General features: G+C 54.3%; 17 protein-coding genes. 11 read left to right on the top strand and 6 right to left on the bottom strand.

Annotation, left to right across the window (positions count from 1 at the left end; genetic code table 11):
* Positions 1-5: 5 nt before the first annotated feature.
* The 3 genes from B2T33_RS19855 to B2T33_RS19845 all read left to right on the top strand — a co-directional run bounded on the left by B2T33_RS19855 (position 6) and on the right by B2T33_RS19845 (position 2,495).
* The gene (locus B2T33_RS19855) at positions 6-518 is read left to right on the top strand and encodes a DinB family protein (protein WP_197145251.1); all 513 of its coding nucleotides are present in this window, start codon (positions 6-8) and stop codon (positions 516-518) included.
* 197 nt (positions 519-715) lie between these two features.
* Positions 716-1,933 (top strand): Bcr/CflA family multidrug efflux MFS transporter, encoded by a 1,218-nt coding sequence (locus B2T33_RS19850; protein WP_063087149.1) that lies wholly within the window; start codon positions 716-718, stop codon positions 1,931-1,933.
* Positions 1,934-1,985: 52 nt separating this feature from the next.
* Positions 1,986-2,495: a DinB family protein gene (locus B2T33_RS19845; RefSeq protein ID WP_197145252.1), complete on the top strand. Its 510-nt coding sequence runs from the start codon at positions 1,986-1,988 to the stop codon at positions 2,493-2,495.
* A 27-nt stretch (positions 2,496-2,522) separates the two neighbouring features.
* On the opposite strand, the gene B2T33_RS19840 is transcribed toward B2T33_RS19845, so the two are convergent.
* From B2T33_RS19840 to B2T33_RS19830, 3 genes are all read right to left on the bottom strand, one after another.
* Complete coding sequence (locus tag B2T33_RS19840) at positions 2,523-3,308, bottom strand: enoyl-CoA hydratase-related protein (RefSeq protein ID WP_197145253.1); 786 nt, start codon at positions 3,306-3,308, stop codon at positions 2,523-2,525.
* Between the two features lie 116 nt (positions 3,309-3,424).
* A complete protein-coding gene (locus B2T33_RS19835; RefSeq protein ID WP_286792961.1) occupies positions 3,425-5,149 on the bottom strand; it encodes a SulP family inorganic anion transporter in 1,725 nt (574 codons plus the stop codon).
* Positions 5,150-5,277: 128 nt separating this feature from the next.
* The gene (locus B2T33_RS19830; protein ID WP_063087145.1) at positions 5,278-5,550 is read right to left on the bottom strand and encodes a helix-turn-helix domain-containing protein; all 273 of its coding nucleotides are present in this window, start codon (positions 5,548-5,550) and stop codon (positions 5,278-5,280) included.
* Positions 5,551-5,812: 262 nt separating this feature from the next.
* Between B2T33_RS19830 and B2T33_RS19825 the strand changes: the two genes are divergently transcribed.
* On the top strand, positions 5,813-6,502 hold the full coding sequence (locus B2T33_RS19825; RefSeq protein WP_044828964.1) for an orotate phosphoribosyltransferase: 690 nt from the start codon (positions 5,813-5,815) through the stop codon (positions 6,500-6,502).
* An 87-nt stretch (positions 6,503-6,589) separates the two neighbouring features.
* Here B2T33_RS19825 and B2T33_RS19820 read toward each other — a convergent pair whose 3' ends face one another.
* Together B2T33_RS19820 and B2T33_RS19815 are read right to left on the bottom strand one after the other, a co-directional pair.
* Complete coding sequence (locus B2T33_RS19820) at positions 6,590-7,306, bottom strand: glutathione S-transferase family protein (protein ID WP_197145255.1); 717 nt, start codon at positions 7,304-7,306, stop codon at positions 6,590-6,592.
* Positions 7,307-7,342: 36 nt separating this feature from the next.
* Entirely contained in the window at positions 7,343-7,714 is a 372-nt protein-coding gene (locus B2T33_RS19815; RefSeq protein WP_197145256.1) for a VOC family protein, read from the bottom strand.
* 119 nt (positions 7,715-7,833) lie between these two features.
* On the opposite strand from B2T33_RS19815, the gene B2T33_RS19810 reads away from it, so the two are divergent.
* The 7 genes from B2T33_RS19810 (at position 7,834) to B2T33_RS19780 (ending at position 14,202) form a co-directional block, all read left to right on the top strand.
* Positions 7,834-8,709 carry a LysR family transcriptional regulator gene (locus tag B2T33_RS19810; RefSeq protein ID WP_197145257.1) on the top strand — a complete coding sequence of 292 codons (876 nt, stop codon included), beginning with the start codon at positions 7,834-7,836 and terminating at the stop codon, positions 8,707-8,709.
* A gap of 192 nt (positions 8,710-8,901) precedes the next feature.
* Positions 8,902-9,507 carry a hypothetical protein gene (locus B2T33_RS19805; RefSeq protein WP_197145258.1) on the top strand — a complete coding sequence of 202 codons (606 nt, stop codon included), beginning with the start codon at positions 8,902-8,904 and terminating at the stop codon, positions 9,505-9,507.
* A gap of 157 nt (positions 9,508-9,664) precedes the next feature.
* Positions 9,665-10,507 (top strand): universal stress protein, encoded by an 843-nt coding sequence (locus B2T33_RS19800; protein ID WP_063087139.1) that lies wholly within the window; start codon positions 9,665-9,667, stop codon positions 10,505-10,507.
* Positions 10,508-11,115: 608 nt separating this feature from the next.
* Positions 11,116-12,333, top strand: a complete 1,218-nt coding sequence (gene hemA / locus B2T33_RS19795; protein WP_286792960.1) for a 5-aminolevulinate synthase — start codon at positions 11,116-11,118, stop codon at positions 12,331-12,333.
* Between the two features lie 27 nt (positions 12,334-12,360).
* Complete coding sequence (locus tag B2T33_RS19790) at positions 12,361-12,966, top strand: hypothetical protein (protein ID WP_286792959.1); 606 nt, start codon at positions 12,361-12,363, stop codon at positions 12,964-12,966.
* 117 nt (positions 12,967-13,083) lie between these two features.
* Entirely contained in the window at positions 13,084-13,623 is a 540-nt protein-coding gene (locus B2T33_RS19785) for a hypothetical protein (RefSeq protein WP_286792958.1), read from the top strand.
* Between the two features lie 72 nt (positions 13,624-13,695).
* On the top strand, positions 13,696-14,202 hold the full coding sequence (locus B2T33_RS19780) for a GNAT family N-acetyltransferase (protein WP_286792957.1): 507 nt from the start codon (positions 13,696-13,698) through the stop codon (positions 14,200-14,202).
* Between the two features lie 26 nt (positions 14,203-14,228).
* Here B2T33_RS19780 and B2T33_RS19775 read toward each other — a convergent pair whose 3' ends face one another.
* Positions 14,229-14,972 carry an SDR family NAD(P)-dependent oxidoreductase gene (locus B2T33_RS19775; RefSeq protein WP_008891311.1) on the bottom strand — a complete coding sequence of 248 codons (744 nt, stop codon included), beginning with the start codon at positions 14,970-14,972 and terminating at the stop codon, positions 14,229-14,231.
* Between the last annotated feature and the right edge of the window lie 85 nt (positions 14,973-15,057).

Here is a 15,057-nt window from a genome sequence, read left to right as displayed (position 1 = left end):
TCAAAATGTCCAAGATGAATTTCAACGACTATGGCCGCTGCATGGCGACCTATAACAGTTGGCAGAACGGCGTGCTGTTTGACCTCTGCGATCAGATCGGCGATGTCGAACGGCGGTTGGATCGCAATATGTTCTTTGGCTCCATCCACAACACGCTAAACCATATCCTGTATGTTGATCTGCGCATTCTGACCATCCTGCGCACCGGTGAAGCTGGTCCGTTCGAACCAACCACCATCGTTGCCGACGATTTCGAAACGCTTAAGGCCATGCGGGCCGAAGTCGATGCCGACATCACCGAATTCGTCGAAGGCACCGATCACAGCTGGCAGGATGAAATCCGCGAACTTCCCTTCCCTGATGGCGTCACCCGCAAAATCCCCCGACAGCTGTTTCTGGTACAACTGTTCAATCATCAAACCCATCATCGTTCTCAGATCACAAGCGAACTGCACAAGATGGGCCTTGATTACGGCAACACGGACGTGCCCTACACGCCCGATCTGCCAATAAGCTAAGACGCAATCCAAGCAACCGCTGGCAGAAGCCTGAATTTTATGGATAATACAGGGCTCGGGATTATCACACCCGACGCCCCACATTGCTGCGCCTTGGTCACCTTGCTTACCTGCGCGTGCTTGCATACTCCGCGCAACGCGTGCCCTCTGATCGGGGCTCTGACCCGCCGCCAAACACTGAACGGAATTGATTGCGCATGTCCACGCCCCTGCCCAGCGCATCGCTTGACCCGAAAAAGCTTGCCATCTTGCTTGCCGCACTGGTTGCGACAGCACCATTTGCCATTGATACCTACCTGCCGGCGATCCCGGCAATGGCACGCGACTTCGGCGAAGCCACCCATGCTGTCGAAGTTTCCGTCAGTACCTTCTTGATCGGATTTGCCTTGGGGCAACTGATCGGAGGACCGCTGTCTGACCGGATTGGTCGACGTCCCATCGCCTTGGTCGGGTTGGTAATCTATATCGTCACCAGCGCGATCATCACCACCGTCGACAGCGCCTTTTCGCTTAATGTCATGCGCTTTTTCCAGGCCATTGGCGGCGGGTTTTCGATTGTGATTGTCGGCGCGTCGGTGCGCGATCTGTTTGAAGGCAAGGAAGCCGCGCGCATGTTTGCGCTGATTGCGGTGATCATGATGATTGCACCGCTTGTCGCACCAACCATCGGCTCGTTACTGCTGGTCTGGTCAACATGGCAGTCGATCTTTGTGCTGCTGATTGTCTATGGCAGCCTGATGCTTGCCATCGTTTACCTGAAACTGCCCGAAACAAGCTTGATGCGCCGACGCCATCCCGGCCCGGTTCGCCGGGTCTGGTGGACTTATCTGGAAGTCCTGCGCACGCGCAAGGCGGTTGGCTTTATGCTAACCCATGCCGGGGCCAGTGCGGTGATGTTCAGTTTCGTCACCGACAGCCCGTTTATGTATATCGATTTCTTTGGCGTACCGCAGGCTTACTTCCCCTATCTGTTCGGGGCCAATGTTGCGGTGATTATCATCTGTAACCGGCTCAACAATCCGTTGCTCAAACGCCTCGAATGTCATCAGATTCTAAAAATCGGCACCGGCATTCAACTTGTCGCGACCATCGGCTTGTTCATTGCGACAAATGTCTTTGAGCCAAGCTTGTGGACAGTGGTGCCGTTCATCATGTTCTCGGTCGGCCTGATCGGTCTGACGGCCCCGAATGCCACGGCATCCTTCATGCAGTATTTCCCGTATATCGGCGGTACGGCGACGGCCCTTTTGGGAACGATCCAGTTCGCCACCGGCGCGGTTGCAGGCATCGTCATCGGTCATTTTCATGACAACACTTTGTTGCCACTGACCGTATCGATGCTGGGCTTTGCAATTTTTGCCAATCTGATGGTCCATTTTATGGCCGACGCAAAACAGACAGAATCCCCCACCTGATCAAGCTGCTGATCACACCGACCCCGCCACCACTCATTTCAGGATATCTTCAATGGCCCGGATGACATTTGACGACTATGGCTGCGCAATGGCCAAATACAACACGTGGCAGAACAGCGTGCTTTATGATCTTTGCGATCAGATTGGCGACGAAGAACGCCGTCGTGATCGCGGCATGTTCTTTAAGTCGATCAATGCCACCCTTAATCATCTGGTGCATATAGACCGTCGTATTCTCAGCATCATGAAAACCGGAAACGCCCCGGCCTATGACGCCCACACCCAGGTCGCCGGTGATTTTGATGAGTTGCGCCAAATCCGCCGCGATCTTGATGCCGAGATCGAGGCTTTTGTCGCCTCGGACGATCGTGACTGGCAGGATGGATATCGCGAATTCACCGGTGTCGACGGCATTACCCGCAACCTGCCCCGCCCGCTATTTTTGGTGCAATTCTTCAATCACCAAACCCATCACCGCTCCCAGATCACCAGCGAATTGCACAAGATGGGTATTGATTACGGCATCACCGACGTGCCGTTGACACCGGATTTGGGACTTTAACAGGCCGACTGTTAAAGCCCTCCCTGCCTATTTCCCGGTGAAGACCGGTTTGCGTTTTTCAAGAAACGCGGTGTAGCCTTCCTTGAAATCGGCACTTTCAAAGGCGCGGTAGCCTTCATCAAATTCATGCATATCAATTGAACCACCCTGGCGCAGGCGGTTCAGCATGCTTTTGTGCGCCCGCTGCGTCAGTGGCGCACCACCGGCAATGCGTTTGCCGGTCCTGGCAACTTCTTCGTCAAACACTTCAAGCGCGACATGACGGGCGATAAAGCCGATCTCGCGTGCACGGACGACATCAAACACCTGCCCTTCAAGCAGGATTTCAAACAACGCCGCCTCGCCCAGCAGATCAAGCATGATTTCAAGCTCGGGATAGCCAAGTGTTGCGCCCAGTTTCATCGGCGGCACAGCGAACTTTGCGTTATCGGCGGCAATGCGCATGTCGCACGCCGCTGCCAGCACGAAAGACGCCCCCATGCACGGGCCGTCAATTGCGGCAATCACCGGATGCGTGCAGTTCTGGATGGTCTGAAGCGCCTCGGCATGCAGCATGCCGTAATCGCGTGCTTTCTCGAACCCGGACCGTTCACGCACGAACTCATGGATATCTGCCCCGGCACCAAAACCAGCCCCTTCGCCACCGCGAATAATCACGCTGCGCAGATCAAGATCATCCGACAATTCGTGAACAATCGTCGCCAACGCGCCCCACATCGGTTTGGTCAGGGCATTTTTGCGTTCCGGCTGACAGATCGTGATGGTGGCAACGCGATCATCAATGGTGACATTCAGTCCGGTCTGATCAGTCATGGCATTTCCTTTTGGGGCTTGCTGTTTGGGCACAGCTTAAATCGGCATAACGATACCGAATAAACCCAAAATGCTGTTTTGCCAACAAAAGACCAATTGGCTGCGCCCGACTGCGGTTAATCCCGCAACGTGCCAAGCTTATCGCCCAGCCATTTGACAGCCTGCTCAACATCCGCCTCGTAATGGATTGCCGGCGGCTTCATCCCGTGGACAAACAAATCGCGCCGGATATCGTGTTTCGTGCCGCTAAAGACAATCAGCCCGCCCCGGCTGCGTACTTTTTGAACCAAACTTGCCAGCGTATTGGCGGCTGTGGAATCAAGAAAAGGCACGGCTGAAAAATCAACAACCAGTGCGCGGCGCGTATCACCGATACGATCCAGCACCGATCCGAAGGCCGCCGTCGCCCCAAAGAAAAAGACGCCGGAAATTCGGTAAACAACGATGTCGGGATCACCGGCCGATACAGGATCCGATGCCATCAAGACGACCTGATTATCCGCCCGGTCCTCGGCAACAAAGGGGGTAGCGCTTTCGATATCGGCCATGCGTGACATACGCCGGATAAACAGAACCGATCCCAACGCAAACCCGACAACAATCGCCTCAAGCAGATCGCGAAACACGGTCAGAAGCAACGTTGTCAGCAAAACCGCCGCATCACCACGCGATGATCGCAGCAAAGTAACGATGGCGTGCTTTTCGATCATGTTCCAGGCAACGGTTGCCAACAGACCGGCAAGGCATGCCAGGGGAATGAACCCCGCCAAGGGGGCCGCAATCAGAATGAACAGTAACAGAAATACGCCGTGCAAAATTCCGGCGATCGGACCGTGCGCCTTGGATCGCACATTGGTTGCTGTGCGCGCGATTGTGCCGGTAACGCAAATGCCCCCGAACAGGCCCGATGCAACGTTTGCAACACCCTGTGCTACCAGTTCGCAATTTGATCTGTGCCGACGTCCCGTCATGCCATCGGCCACCACAGCAGACAGCAGTGACTCAATCGCCCCCAAAAGCGCAAAGGCAATGGCGTTTGGAAGCACCGCCTGCGCCTTGGCAAAATCAATATCGGGCAAGGATGGCAGTGGAAAACTGCTTGGAATGCCGCCGTAAATACTGCCGATCGTCGCAACCGGAAGATCAAACACAGCCGTTATAAACGCGGCACCGACCACGGCAATCAGCATGCCCGGCCAATGCGGGCGAACATATTTAAGCCCGACAATCACCAGAATAGTCGACCCTGACAACATCACGGTCGCAAGATCCACACTCGGCAAAGCGGCCCAGATAACCGGCAGCTTTTCAAGAAACGGTCCCGGCTCCGGACCACCAAGATCAAGTCCAAGCAGATCCTTGATCTGACTGGCAAAGATGATGAAGGCAATTCCGGCGGTAAAACCAACCGTCACAGGATAGGGGATAAACTTGATATAGGTGCCCAGCCTGAACAGGCCGATCAAAACCAGAAGCACGCCCGCCATGATCGTTGCCAGCAACAGGCCATCCATGCCGTGCGCCTGAACAGTGGCTGCGACCAGTACAATGAAGGCACCTGCCGGCCCCCCGATCTGAAACCGGCTCCCGCCCAGAAGCGAGACCAGTATCCCGCCAATAATCGCTGTATAAAGGCCTTGTGCCGGTGTCGCCCCGGATGCAATTGCAATCGCCATCGACAATGGCAAGGCAACGATGGTAACGGTCAGCCCGGCAATCGCGTCTGCACGCAATTGCGCAAGACCATACCCTTCACGCAGAACGGTGATCAGCTTCGGTGTAAACAGTTCGACAAAATCCGGCTTGGGATACCGGCTTTTCTCTGGATTTTCTGGCTTCATTTTGCTTGGCACCCTCGTTGGGTGATTGCACACATCAATTCCCCGGCGCGTCCGGGATGATACAGGCCCTTACCGATCAGCAGTCATCCTGTGCGGCAACTACACGAACCGGCACTTTTGAATGCACGCTAATCGTTTCTCGATTGTCGGGTTTCCGCTTCCTTCAGCCGAACCCCCCGACCTGCCCCCATACTCGGAACCTGTTCGCCAATAAGCTCGATACCTGCACGGTCAAGCGCCTCAACCACCTTTGAAAGGGTATCTACGACTCCTCGCACATTGCCCTGACTGGCTTCCATGCGCTGAATGGTCGGAACCGAGACGCCTGACATTTCTGCCAGCATTTTCTGGTCAATCCCCAAAAGGGCCCGCGCGGCCCGCATCTGTCCGGCTGTAATCATCAAGTCACCCTTCCAACAGGCAGATCATCAAACTCCAGATGTAACAAATTCATCTTATAACTTCAATTATGATATCTCAGATATCACTACTGGCGTATTATGTATCATCATAATGACAACAGAACCCCACTTGCATCCCCTTGCTCGGGCAACCGAAACCACAAAGGAACCTGACCAGATGGTCAGCGGCTTTTCTTTGCGCTTTTCGGCCAAAAGCGCTAAGAGGTCGGCAAATAGTCGATCCGGAGAAGGTATAGCCGCCATGACCACTGAGAAACCGACCGCGCATTGCACCTATGCTGCCAAAACTGTCGCCAAGATTTTGCTGGATATCGGGGCTGTGAATTTCCGCCCAGAAGAGGCCTATATCCTGACATCCGGCTGGGCCAGCCCGGTTTACATCGATTGCCGCAAACTGATTTCCTTCCCGCGCGCACGTCGCAAGGTCATTGAACTCGCCGCCCGTCAGGTATCCGATGCGGCTGGCTACGAGGCCTTTGACGCGGTTGCTGGTGGTGAAACAGCTGGTATTCCCTATTCCGCATGGCTCGCCGATGCGCTTGACCTGCCGATGCAGTATGTCCGCAAAAAGCCCAAGGGCTTTGGCCGCAAGGCCCGCATCGAAGGTGACATCCACGAAGGACAGCGCGTTCTTCTGGTCGAAGACCTTGCCACCGACGGCGCATCGAAGGTCAATTTCGTCAACGCCATCCGCGAAGCCGGTGCCGAGTGCAAACATGCGTTTGTCGTCTTCTTCTATGACATTTTCGAAGGTGCGCTTGATGAACTGCGCAAGGACGACATCGAAATGCATTACCTTGCAACCTGGGCCGATGTTCTCGCCGTTGCCGAAGAAGGCGAATATTTCAGCAAGGATGCCATCGAAGGTGTGCGTTCCTTCCTGAACGACCCGATCGGCTGGTCAAAGGCCAATGGCGGCAAACACGACTAATCCAGCGCGATCACAAACACGAAAAACGCCCGCACGATAAATTCGGCGGGCGTTTTTTTTTTGCCTTTATGGCGGCTCACAGCGTAATCACATGACCGACTTGGCGGTCGTAAGGACGATGTTGTCTTGCGGTATCATGCGTAAACGGTTTGCCAGATATCCGTCCTTGCACGCGATGAATTCGTGCAGTTCCCGATAATAGGTGGCGGGCACTGCGTTTCGGACCGTCTCGTGCTTGGCCAAATCGCTTGCCCAGCCACGCAACCCGGGAAAGCCGGCAAACAGATCCCGGTTCAACCCGACTGCGATCAGGGCAAACGGCCGAAAAACCGTCGCAAAAACGATATCGAGCATCGAAAGGTCTTTGTCCGTGTCCACGACCTGTGCCGACATCAGATCCGACACAATCGACATCTGTTTGTGGATCTGATGCATCGTCGCATCGACGCTGCTTTCAGACAGATCGCGATAAATCAGATCCGCGGTAAGCGATAATAACTTATCGCCAATCGCAACCACCGCCTGCGCCAACGCATGGTCATAGGCATCCGCCCCACACGGTTTTTTACCCGTAATTGTCTCAAGGTACTGGCAGATGGCGGCGGCCTCAAACAAGGTCCGCTCATCATCAACCACCAGAACAGGAACGTTTCCGGTCGGGCTTAGTGCCAGAAACCAGTCAGGCTTGGCATCAAGGGCAATGTCGGTGCGTTTATGGGCTATGCCATTTTGCGCCAGAACCATCGCGACACGCTGGACATAGGGGCAAAGCCGGTGACCGATCAAATGATATGATGATATCAACTCCACTCCCCCGCCGCATCACAACCAATCATCGCCTTAGCCCATATGATGGATGTTGAGCTTGTTACCATCGAGATCGCGGAAGTAGGCCGCGTAAAACCCGTTCTCATGGCGCTGTCCCGGTTCACCTTCCGACGTCGCACCAAGCAAGATCGCCTTTTTATAAAGCGCATCGACTTGGTCACGTGACGCGGCTGAAAGGGCGATCATCGTGCCATTTCCAACCGTTGCCGCATTCCCGTCAAACGGAACATGCACCGAAAATGCCGGGCTGTTTTCGCCAGCACTCCAGACGATAAAGTCCGGCTGTTCAAAGACGCGCTGTGCACCAAAATCGGCAAGCAATGCGTCATAGAACGCGCCCGAACGGGATAGATCATTGGTGCCGAGTGATGTGTATCCGATCATGTTTTCTTTCCTGACATATGAATATGAATTCCTTGATACCGACACCGTAAGGAATTTCAATTTTGCAATACATAGGCAATTTTGTAGTATCTGATTGCAAATTTGAAACGGAGCACCGATTGGACTGGAACTATATCAAGTCGTTTCTGGCCATCGCAGAAACAGGGTCGCTTGAACTGGCCGCGCAGAAAATCCGGGTAAGCAACACCACGGTGTTTCGCCATATTCATGCGCTTGAAGAACAGGCAGGCACCCGGCTTTTTGATCGCATTCGCGGCCAATACAGCCTGACCGATGCCGGGACAGAAATGCTTGTCCCCGCCCGTCAAATCATGAACAGCTTTGATGTCATCAACACCACCATTTCGGGCGCTGATGCTACATCGGCCGGTTTGGTGCGCATCACCGCACCGACCAGTTTTTCCTATTTCTTTTTGCCAGACCATCTTGCCCGGTTTCAGGACCAATGGCCTGATATTCAAATCGAACTGCTTGCCAGCAACCTCGAATTCAACATGACACAGCGATATGCCGATATTGCCGTGCGGGTTGCGGCCAACCCGCCCGAGCATCTTGTTGGCAAGGAAATCCGCACACTGGAATGGGGCATCTATGGTGCCGCAGACCGATATCAGCCCGCAAAGCTTGATGACCTGCTGGCGGAGCCCTTCATCGGCGCATCCGGAACACTGGCAAGCTACGCACCTTATAAATGGCTCGATGCGAACCGCCGCACTCCGCATAAACAGCAAACCGATGATCTGATCGCGATGGCGCATCTCGCGCACGCCGGATGCGGTCTGGCCTGTTTGCCATCCGACCTTGCCCTTCCCGGTTTGCGGTTGCTTGCGCCTTTGCCGGAAATACCGGCAAACAAGCTTTGGGTTTTAACCCATCCTGATCTGCGCAACATATCGCGGATCCGCGAAACCATGCGATGGATCGCCAAATCATTAAAGGACGATCCGCGGCTTTCACCGGGCAAAGAACTTTGAACGTGACGGAAGCTCCATATTACCGTCTGATTGCATTCCTTGGCCACGCACTTGCCCGGACTGGACAGACTCCGTAACGACGTTCAATATGTTCGCAAGCAAAAGCAAAGTCATAGCAGCGACTGTGGCAGAGTTCGGGACAACAAACTGACGTGACCAAGGCGCGCCCGCCACCGGTCGGAGGAACAACGCATGTCGATGCGCAAGATTGCCAAATGCCTGCCCGCAATCGGACTGGGCCTTGCCCTGTCGGGGTGCATGGCCCCGGTCGAAGAACCGGTTACGATGTCCAACAGTTCCGACACCATCGTTACCCCGTGGGGCGCGCCGGCCCAGAATACCCGTCCGGCATCACCGGCCACCATGACGGGATCTACGTCTGCGGGGGAAAATGACAATCTGGTCATGATGGACGATCCCAACCGCAAGGCGATGGATGAAATGCGCCAAAAGCAGATCGACGAAGCCCGTATTGCACTGGGCATTCTTGATCGGATGGCGCAGCGCTGCGTTCAATCCGGCGATGCCGCGGCCTGCACAACGCTTCAAACAAATTGGAGCACCCTGTCACAGCAACTGCACAAGACGCTTTCGATGATGTCAGGCGACACGATGCAAATGCCAAACAGTGTTCCGACCGATGATCCGGCGATGCCAACGATGCCCGCCGTGAACAACAGCGCACCGATGTCACCTTCCCCCGTCACGCCCCCTGCCACCACAGGCGTTCCGGCTGGCAGTGACATTCCGACCATGGAAAAAACCATCCCGATGACCGAACCGGGTGCGGACGGGTGATACTTGGCCCGAAATTACAACTTGGAATAATTTAATTTGAGATAGAGCAAAGAAACCATCCCGAGACGACGATAGGGTAGCCGCAGACATTAAGGCCAAGGGCAATTTGACAGATTTCGGGTCAGCCCCACGCCACCTACCGAATGGAGATCGGATCATGTATCGGGATATTCTTGTTCATATCGACACCTCAGCTGCCTGCAAGGAACGCCTTTCTGTTGCGTTGAAAGTTGCCAAGGCGCAGGACGCGCACCTTACCGGCCTTTTCCTGCTGCCCTATCCTGAAATTCCGCGCTTCATGGAAGTCCAGATCACCGAGGAAATCATCAATCAGCAGCGATCTGCGATGGCGGAAACAGCAAAGGCTGCACGCACCCAGTTCGAAGAAACCTGCAATGCAGCCGGTGTTGCTTTCAGCTGGCAGGAAACCTCCTGCCCGGCGTCCGAAATTGCCGATACCACAGCGATGTATGCCCGCCATCATGATCTGACGGTTCTGGGCCAGCACGACCCGGAAAGTTCCGATCCGTGCTCTGTCTCGGAAATGCCGGACAAAGTCATCCTGACCGCAGGCGCGCCGGTTCTGCTTGTGCCCTATGTCGGCAAGTTTGATACCATCGGTGATCGCGTCATGGTCGCCTGGAAGCCCTATCGCGAGGCCGTGCGTGCGATGAATGACAGCATGCCGTTCCTTGAGGCTGCAAAATCCGTTCTGGTTCTCTGTGCCGACCCGAACAAGGGTGCCCGCGATACCATGCCGGTTCCGGGTGTCGATATTGGCGAACGCCTGAAATGCCATGGCGTGAATGCCAAGAAGGAAAGCATGAACGCATCTGGCATCAGTGTTGGCGACCTTATTCTGTCGCGCGCAGCCGATGAAAGCATCGATCTGATGGTGTGCGGCGCCTATGGCCGTCCGCGCCTGCGTGAACTGATGCTTGGTGGCGTCACCCAGCACCTTCTGCGTCACATGACCGTTCCTGTCCTGATGTCGCACTAGGAAGCAGCATTTGGCATTTGCAAAAACCGGCCGGAACTTTCGGCCGGTTTTTTATTGGCTATGTCGATTGCGACCTTGCTAACAGGCAGCCGCACACGGACTAATCCCTTGTCTAACCAAGGAAAAATCAAGCAATCCGCTTCTGGTTCCGTCACCAAATCCAAAAATTACCCGCAAATTTATCTGATCATCAACATTAATACATATTGAAAATCATATGTAATTTCTGTCATGATTGATTTTTCCGATGGATGAAAACGATTTAATTGTGGCGCAAAAGCTGTTCGAATCCTTGCCAAATGACGCCAACGAGGCCAAATTGGGTCTTAAGACAAAACGGAGCTTGCTCCGAAAAGAGATCGACACAAGAGAGATGGATCGCCTTCTCTGATCTGATGGTTCCAAACAAGACTGGAATCGCTTTAATTTTTGACAAGGGTCAATGCCGTATCCGCCTTCATGGTTGATAAGGGAACCATAAAGACCCGGTCGAACCGGAGGATATGTCCAGAATCAGGTCGCTGATCTGGACGAGACCAGAGCTTTGTGATGCCACGACCAGATACAAAGTCCGTGACACTGCAAAGAGACAGGCGAAAGAAACAAGTATGAATTACAACACCTTCTTCAAAGATGCGCTGTCCGGCCTCAAGGCTGAGGGCCGCTATCGTGTATTCGCCAATCTCGAACGTATTGTCGGAAAGTTCCCCAAGGCGCTCTATCACCCCGATAACGGCGAAGCCCCGCGTGAAATCACCGTGTGGTGCTCGAACGATTATCTTGGCATGGGCCAGCATCCCAAGGTGCTTGAAGCCATGCAGAACGCCATCACCGGTCAGGGTGGCGGTGCGGGTGGCACGCGCAATATTTCCGGGTCCAACCATCTGCATGTCGCGCTTGAGCGGGAGCTCGCCGACCTGCATGGCAAGGAAGCCGCCCTTCTGATGACCTCGGGCTATGTCGCGAACTGGACCACGCTGTCAACGCTGGGATCGAAGCTCCCGGATTGCGTAATCATTTCCGACTCCGAAAACCACAATTCCATGATCGAAGGCATGCGCCATTCCAAGGCAGAGCGCCGCATCTGGAAACATAACGACGTCGCCCATCTTGAGGAAATCCTTAAGGATCTCGGCCCGCTGCGCGCCAAGATCGTCGCGTTCGAGTCTGTCTATTCGATGGATGGCGATATCGCGCCGATCAGTCAGATCCTTGATCTTTGCGAAAAATACAACGCGCTTTCCTATCTGGACGAAGTCCATGCGGTTGGCATGTATGGCCCGCGCGGCGGTGGTGTTGCCGAACGTGATGGCGTCATGCACCGCGTCGACATCATCCAGGGCACGCTTGCCAAGGCCTTTGGCGTGATTGGTGGCTATATCGCGGCCAAGCCTGAAATCGTCGATTTCGTGCGCAGCTTCGGCAATGGCTTCATCTTCACCAGTTCCCATCCGCCAAGCATTGCGGCGGGTGCGCTGGCAGCCGTGCGCCACCTGAAAGAAAGCAATGTCGAACGCCTTGCCCAAAAGGAACGCGCCGATACCCTGCGCGCACGCATGCGCGCGGTCGACCTGCCGGTCATGGACGCGCCAAGCCATATTGTTCCCCTGATGGTGGGCGATCCGGCCATGTGCAAGGAAGCCAGCGACCGTCTGCTGTTCGAACATGACATCTATGTCCAGCCGATCAACTACCCGACCGTCCCGCGCGGCACCGAACGCCTGCGCTTTACGCCGGGCCCGCTGCACAATGACGAGTTGGTCGATCATCTGATCGACTCGCTCCTGTCGGTCTGGAGCAAACTGGGCATTTCCAAGGTCGCCTGAGGCAATTCCAGATTTAAGTGATCAAGGATGAACGAAAACAGCGGCAACCTCTATTCTAAAGGTGTTTTGCGTTTAGTAAATCTGCTAAGCGCACTCATTTTCTTTGGCTCTGTAACATACGTGGTGTATTTCGCTTTCAATTATGAGCAGATGCCTGCTCCCGCTGAGCTAGGAATACCATACTTCCTTATATTGTCGGCAGTTTGCGCACTTCTTATCAATGCAAATCACGAACGTCTCAGTTCAATTTTCACAAAAATTGGGCCTGTAGAGTTTCGTGAAATGCTTGAAGAACAAACTGAAGAAGCGAACGAGGTAATTCTCGGAATTGAGGAACGGTTTGAATATATTGAACACACTCTCAAAGAAAATGATGATCCCGCCGGTTGGCAGCATATGTTCTCTCATGACAGAATTTCGAAGCTGATTATCAATTATTTGGATTTCTCCAATAACAAGCCAATCTCAGCCCTGCGTCTGCAACGGGTAGCAGGCAAACAACACGGTTACGAAGAATTAGCGACGACGAATTCACTAGCTCTCCGAACAACACTTAGTGAAATGGTTCGAAACGGAACACTTACAACATCTCTTAGTGCCCGAGGAAACCGCTTGTATCAGCTTGCCAACTAGCAGCGAAGGCCTTGCAGTTCCTTACCATCACAATATATCTAGTGTGCATAGAGCTATAGTTTGCAATTAAGAACCGTTCGCGTTAATGTCGGACCTGTCATCAAACAGGGACCGCCCATGTATTCGGATAAAACCTTGCTCCCCAAAGAATGTCTTCGCCTGTGCGCACTTGGCACCCTTGCCCTTTCCGAAAAGCCGATCAGCTATGGCGATCTGGCCAACGAGGTGCGCCATTTCATGTCGCACATCATGGGGCCGTCCCTGGATATGATGGGAAGTTCGCTTCAGCTGCTCAAGCTTGAAGGGCTGGTCAAGGAAGATACCTCAAGCGGCGGGTTGTCTGACGCGCAATTGAGCCTGACCGATGCTGGGCACAAGAAGTTCATCGAACTGATGCAGGGCAATGTGCGCGATACATCGGGCGAGCTTTCACGCCTGATCATGGCGCTCAAGATGCGGTTCCTGCATCTGCTTGATCATGACATCCGCACCGAACAGATCGAAATCCTGCAAGACGTCTGCGAACTTGATCTCGAACGCGTGCTGGCCCTGCGGGACGAGCACGCAAAAGAGGCCGAAAACTTCACCAGTTGGCTCGAAATGGAAGTCAAACGCCTGGAGCAAAAACGCGACTGGCTTAAAAGCCTTTCAGCGTAAACCGTTTTCCCGTTATAGTCGTGATGGATGACCCGCAGGAAGCAGGTCCAACGTCACAGGCAGGGACGGAAAATGTTGATACGTGAAGAAACCGAAAAAGATATCGCGGCGATTCACGCGTTGCTGGATGGTGCCTTCGCAACTGCACCCCACAGTCAGCAGACCGAACATTTGATCGTCGATGCGCTCCGAAAAAGTGGTCAACTCACCCTTTCCCTGATCGCGGAACAGGACGATGAAATTGTTGGCTGCATCGCGTTTTCACCGGTGAAAATCGATGGCAAAGCCTGTGGTTGGTTTGGCCTGGGCCCGGTTGCGGTCACGCCGGATCGTCAGGGCCTAGGCATTGGCTCCGAGCTGATCCAAAGCGGCATCAGCCATTTGCGCGCCGATGATGCCCATGGCTGTGTCGTTCTGGGCGAGCCGGATTATTATGGCCGGTTTGGCTTTGCGCCCCTACCCGATCTGAAGCTTGAAGGCGTGCCCGATGAATATTTCATGGCACGCCCATTGGTTGATGAAATCCCGGCTGGCTTCGTTGAATACGACCCGGCCTTTTACGTCAAGGCTGACAGCTAAGAAGTCATCCAATCCCGATCTGCCGATCAGTACAGATGCTGCCCGCCGGTAACAAAGATCTCCGTGCCGGTGACATAGGTACTGTCATCCCCCACCAGATAATGCACCGCTGCCGCCACGTCTTCGGGCGTGCCCATTCGGTTCATCGGAATGCGCGGCACAAGTGCCTCATATTCCGGGGAAATCATATCAGTCTTGATTTCGCCCGGGGCAACCGCATTGACCCGCACCCCAAGTTCGGCAAATTCAACGGCCATTTCACGCGTTAGCCCCGAAAGCGCTGCTTTTGAGGTCGAATAGGCCGATCCGGCAAACGGATGGACATAATGCCCCGCGATCGAGGTTATGTTGCAAATCGCCCCCTTGCCCCGATGCAGTGCTGATGCAAACCCGCGCGAAAGTGTAAGCGGCGTAAAGAAGTTCAGCTCAAACACATCGCGCCAGGCAGCGATATCACCATTCAAACAGCCAAGCCGTTCCTTATAGGGGGTCTTGGGCGACACACCGGCATTGTTAATCAGGGCATGCAACGGATCATCGCCCAGAACTTCGTTCGCCTCGGCGATAAAGGCTTCGACCTCTGCCGGTTTGGAAAGATCGGCACGGATGTGAATACCCAACGCCGGATCGCGCGGGCAGCTCGGCGGCGGGGCTTCGCGTGAACAGCAAATCACCCGCCAGCCGCGCTTGGCAAAATATCCAACCGTAACATGGCCGATGCCACGACTGGCACCTGTCAGGACGACTGTTTTCGGGGCATTGCTGCTCATTGGTGTACTCACTTCACAAGATATGCACGCAAACAGAATTTTGCTGACTTTCTTATAGCACCACAGGCCCCGCCATCGAAGGAAA

Origin of the sequence: Thalassospira sp. UBA4513, from assembly GCF_002388495.1 — a bacterium.
Taxonomy (GTDB): Bacteria; Pseudomonadota; Alphaproteobacteria; order Rhodospirillales; family Thalassospiraceae; genus Thalassospira; species Thalassospira tepidiphila.
The sequence above is the reverse complement of the archived record's forward strand: the minus strand, read 5'-3'. Positions and strand labels throughout refer to the sequence as shown.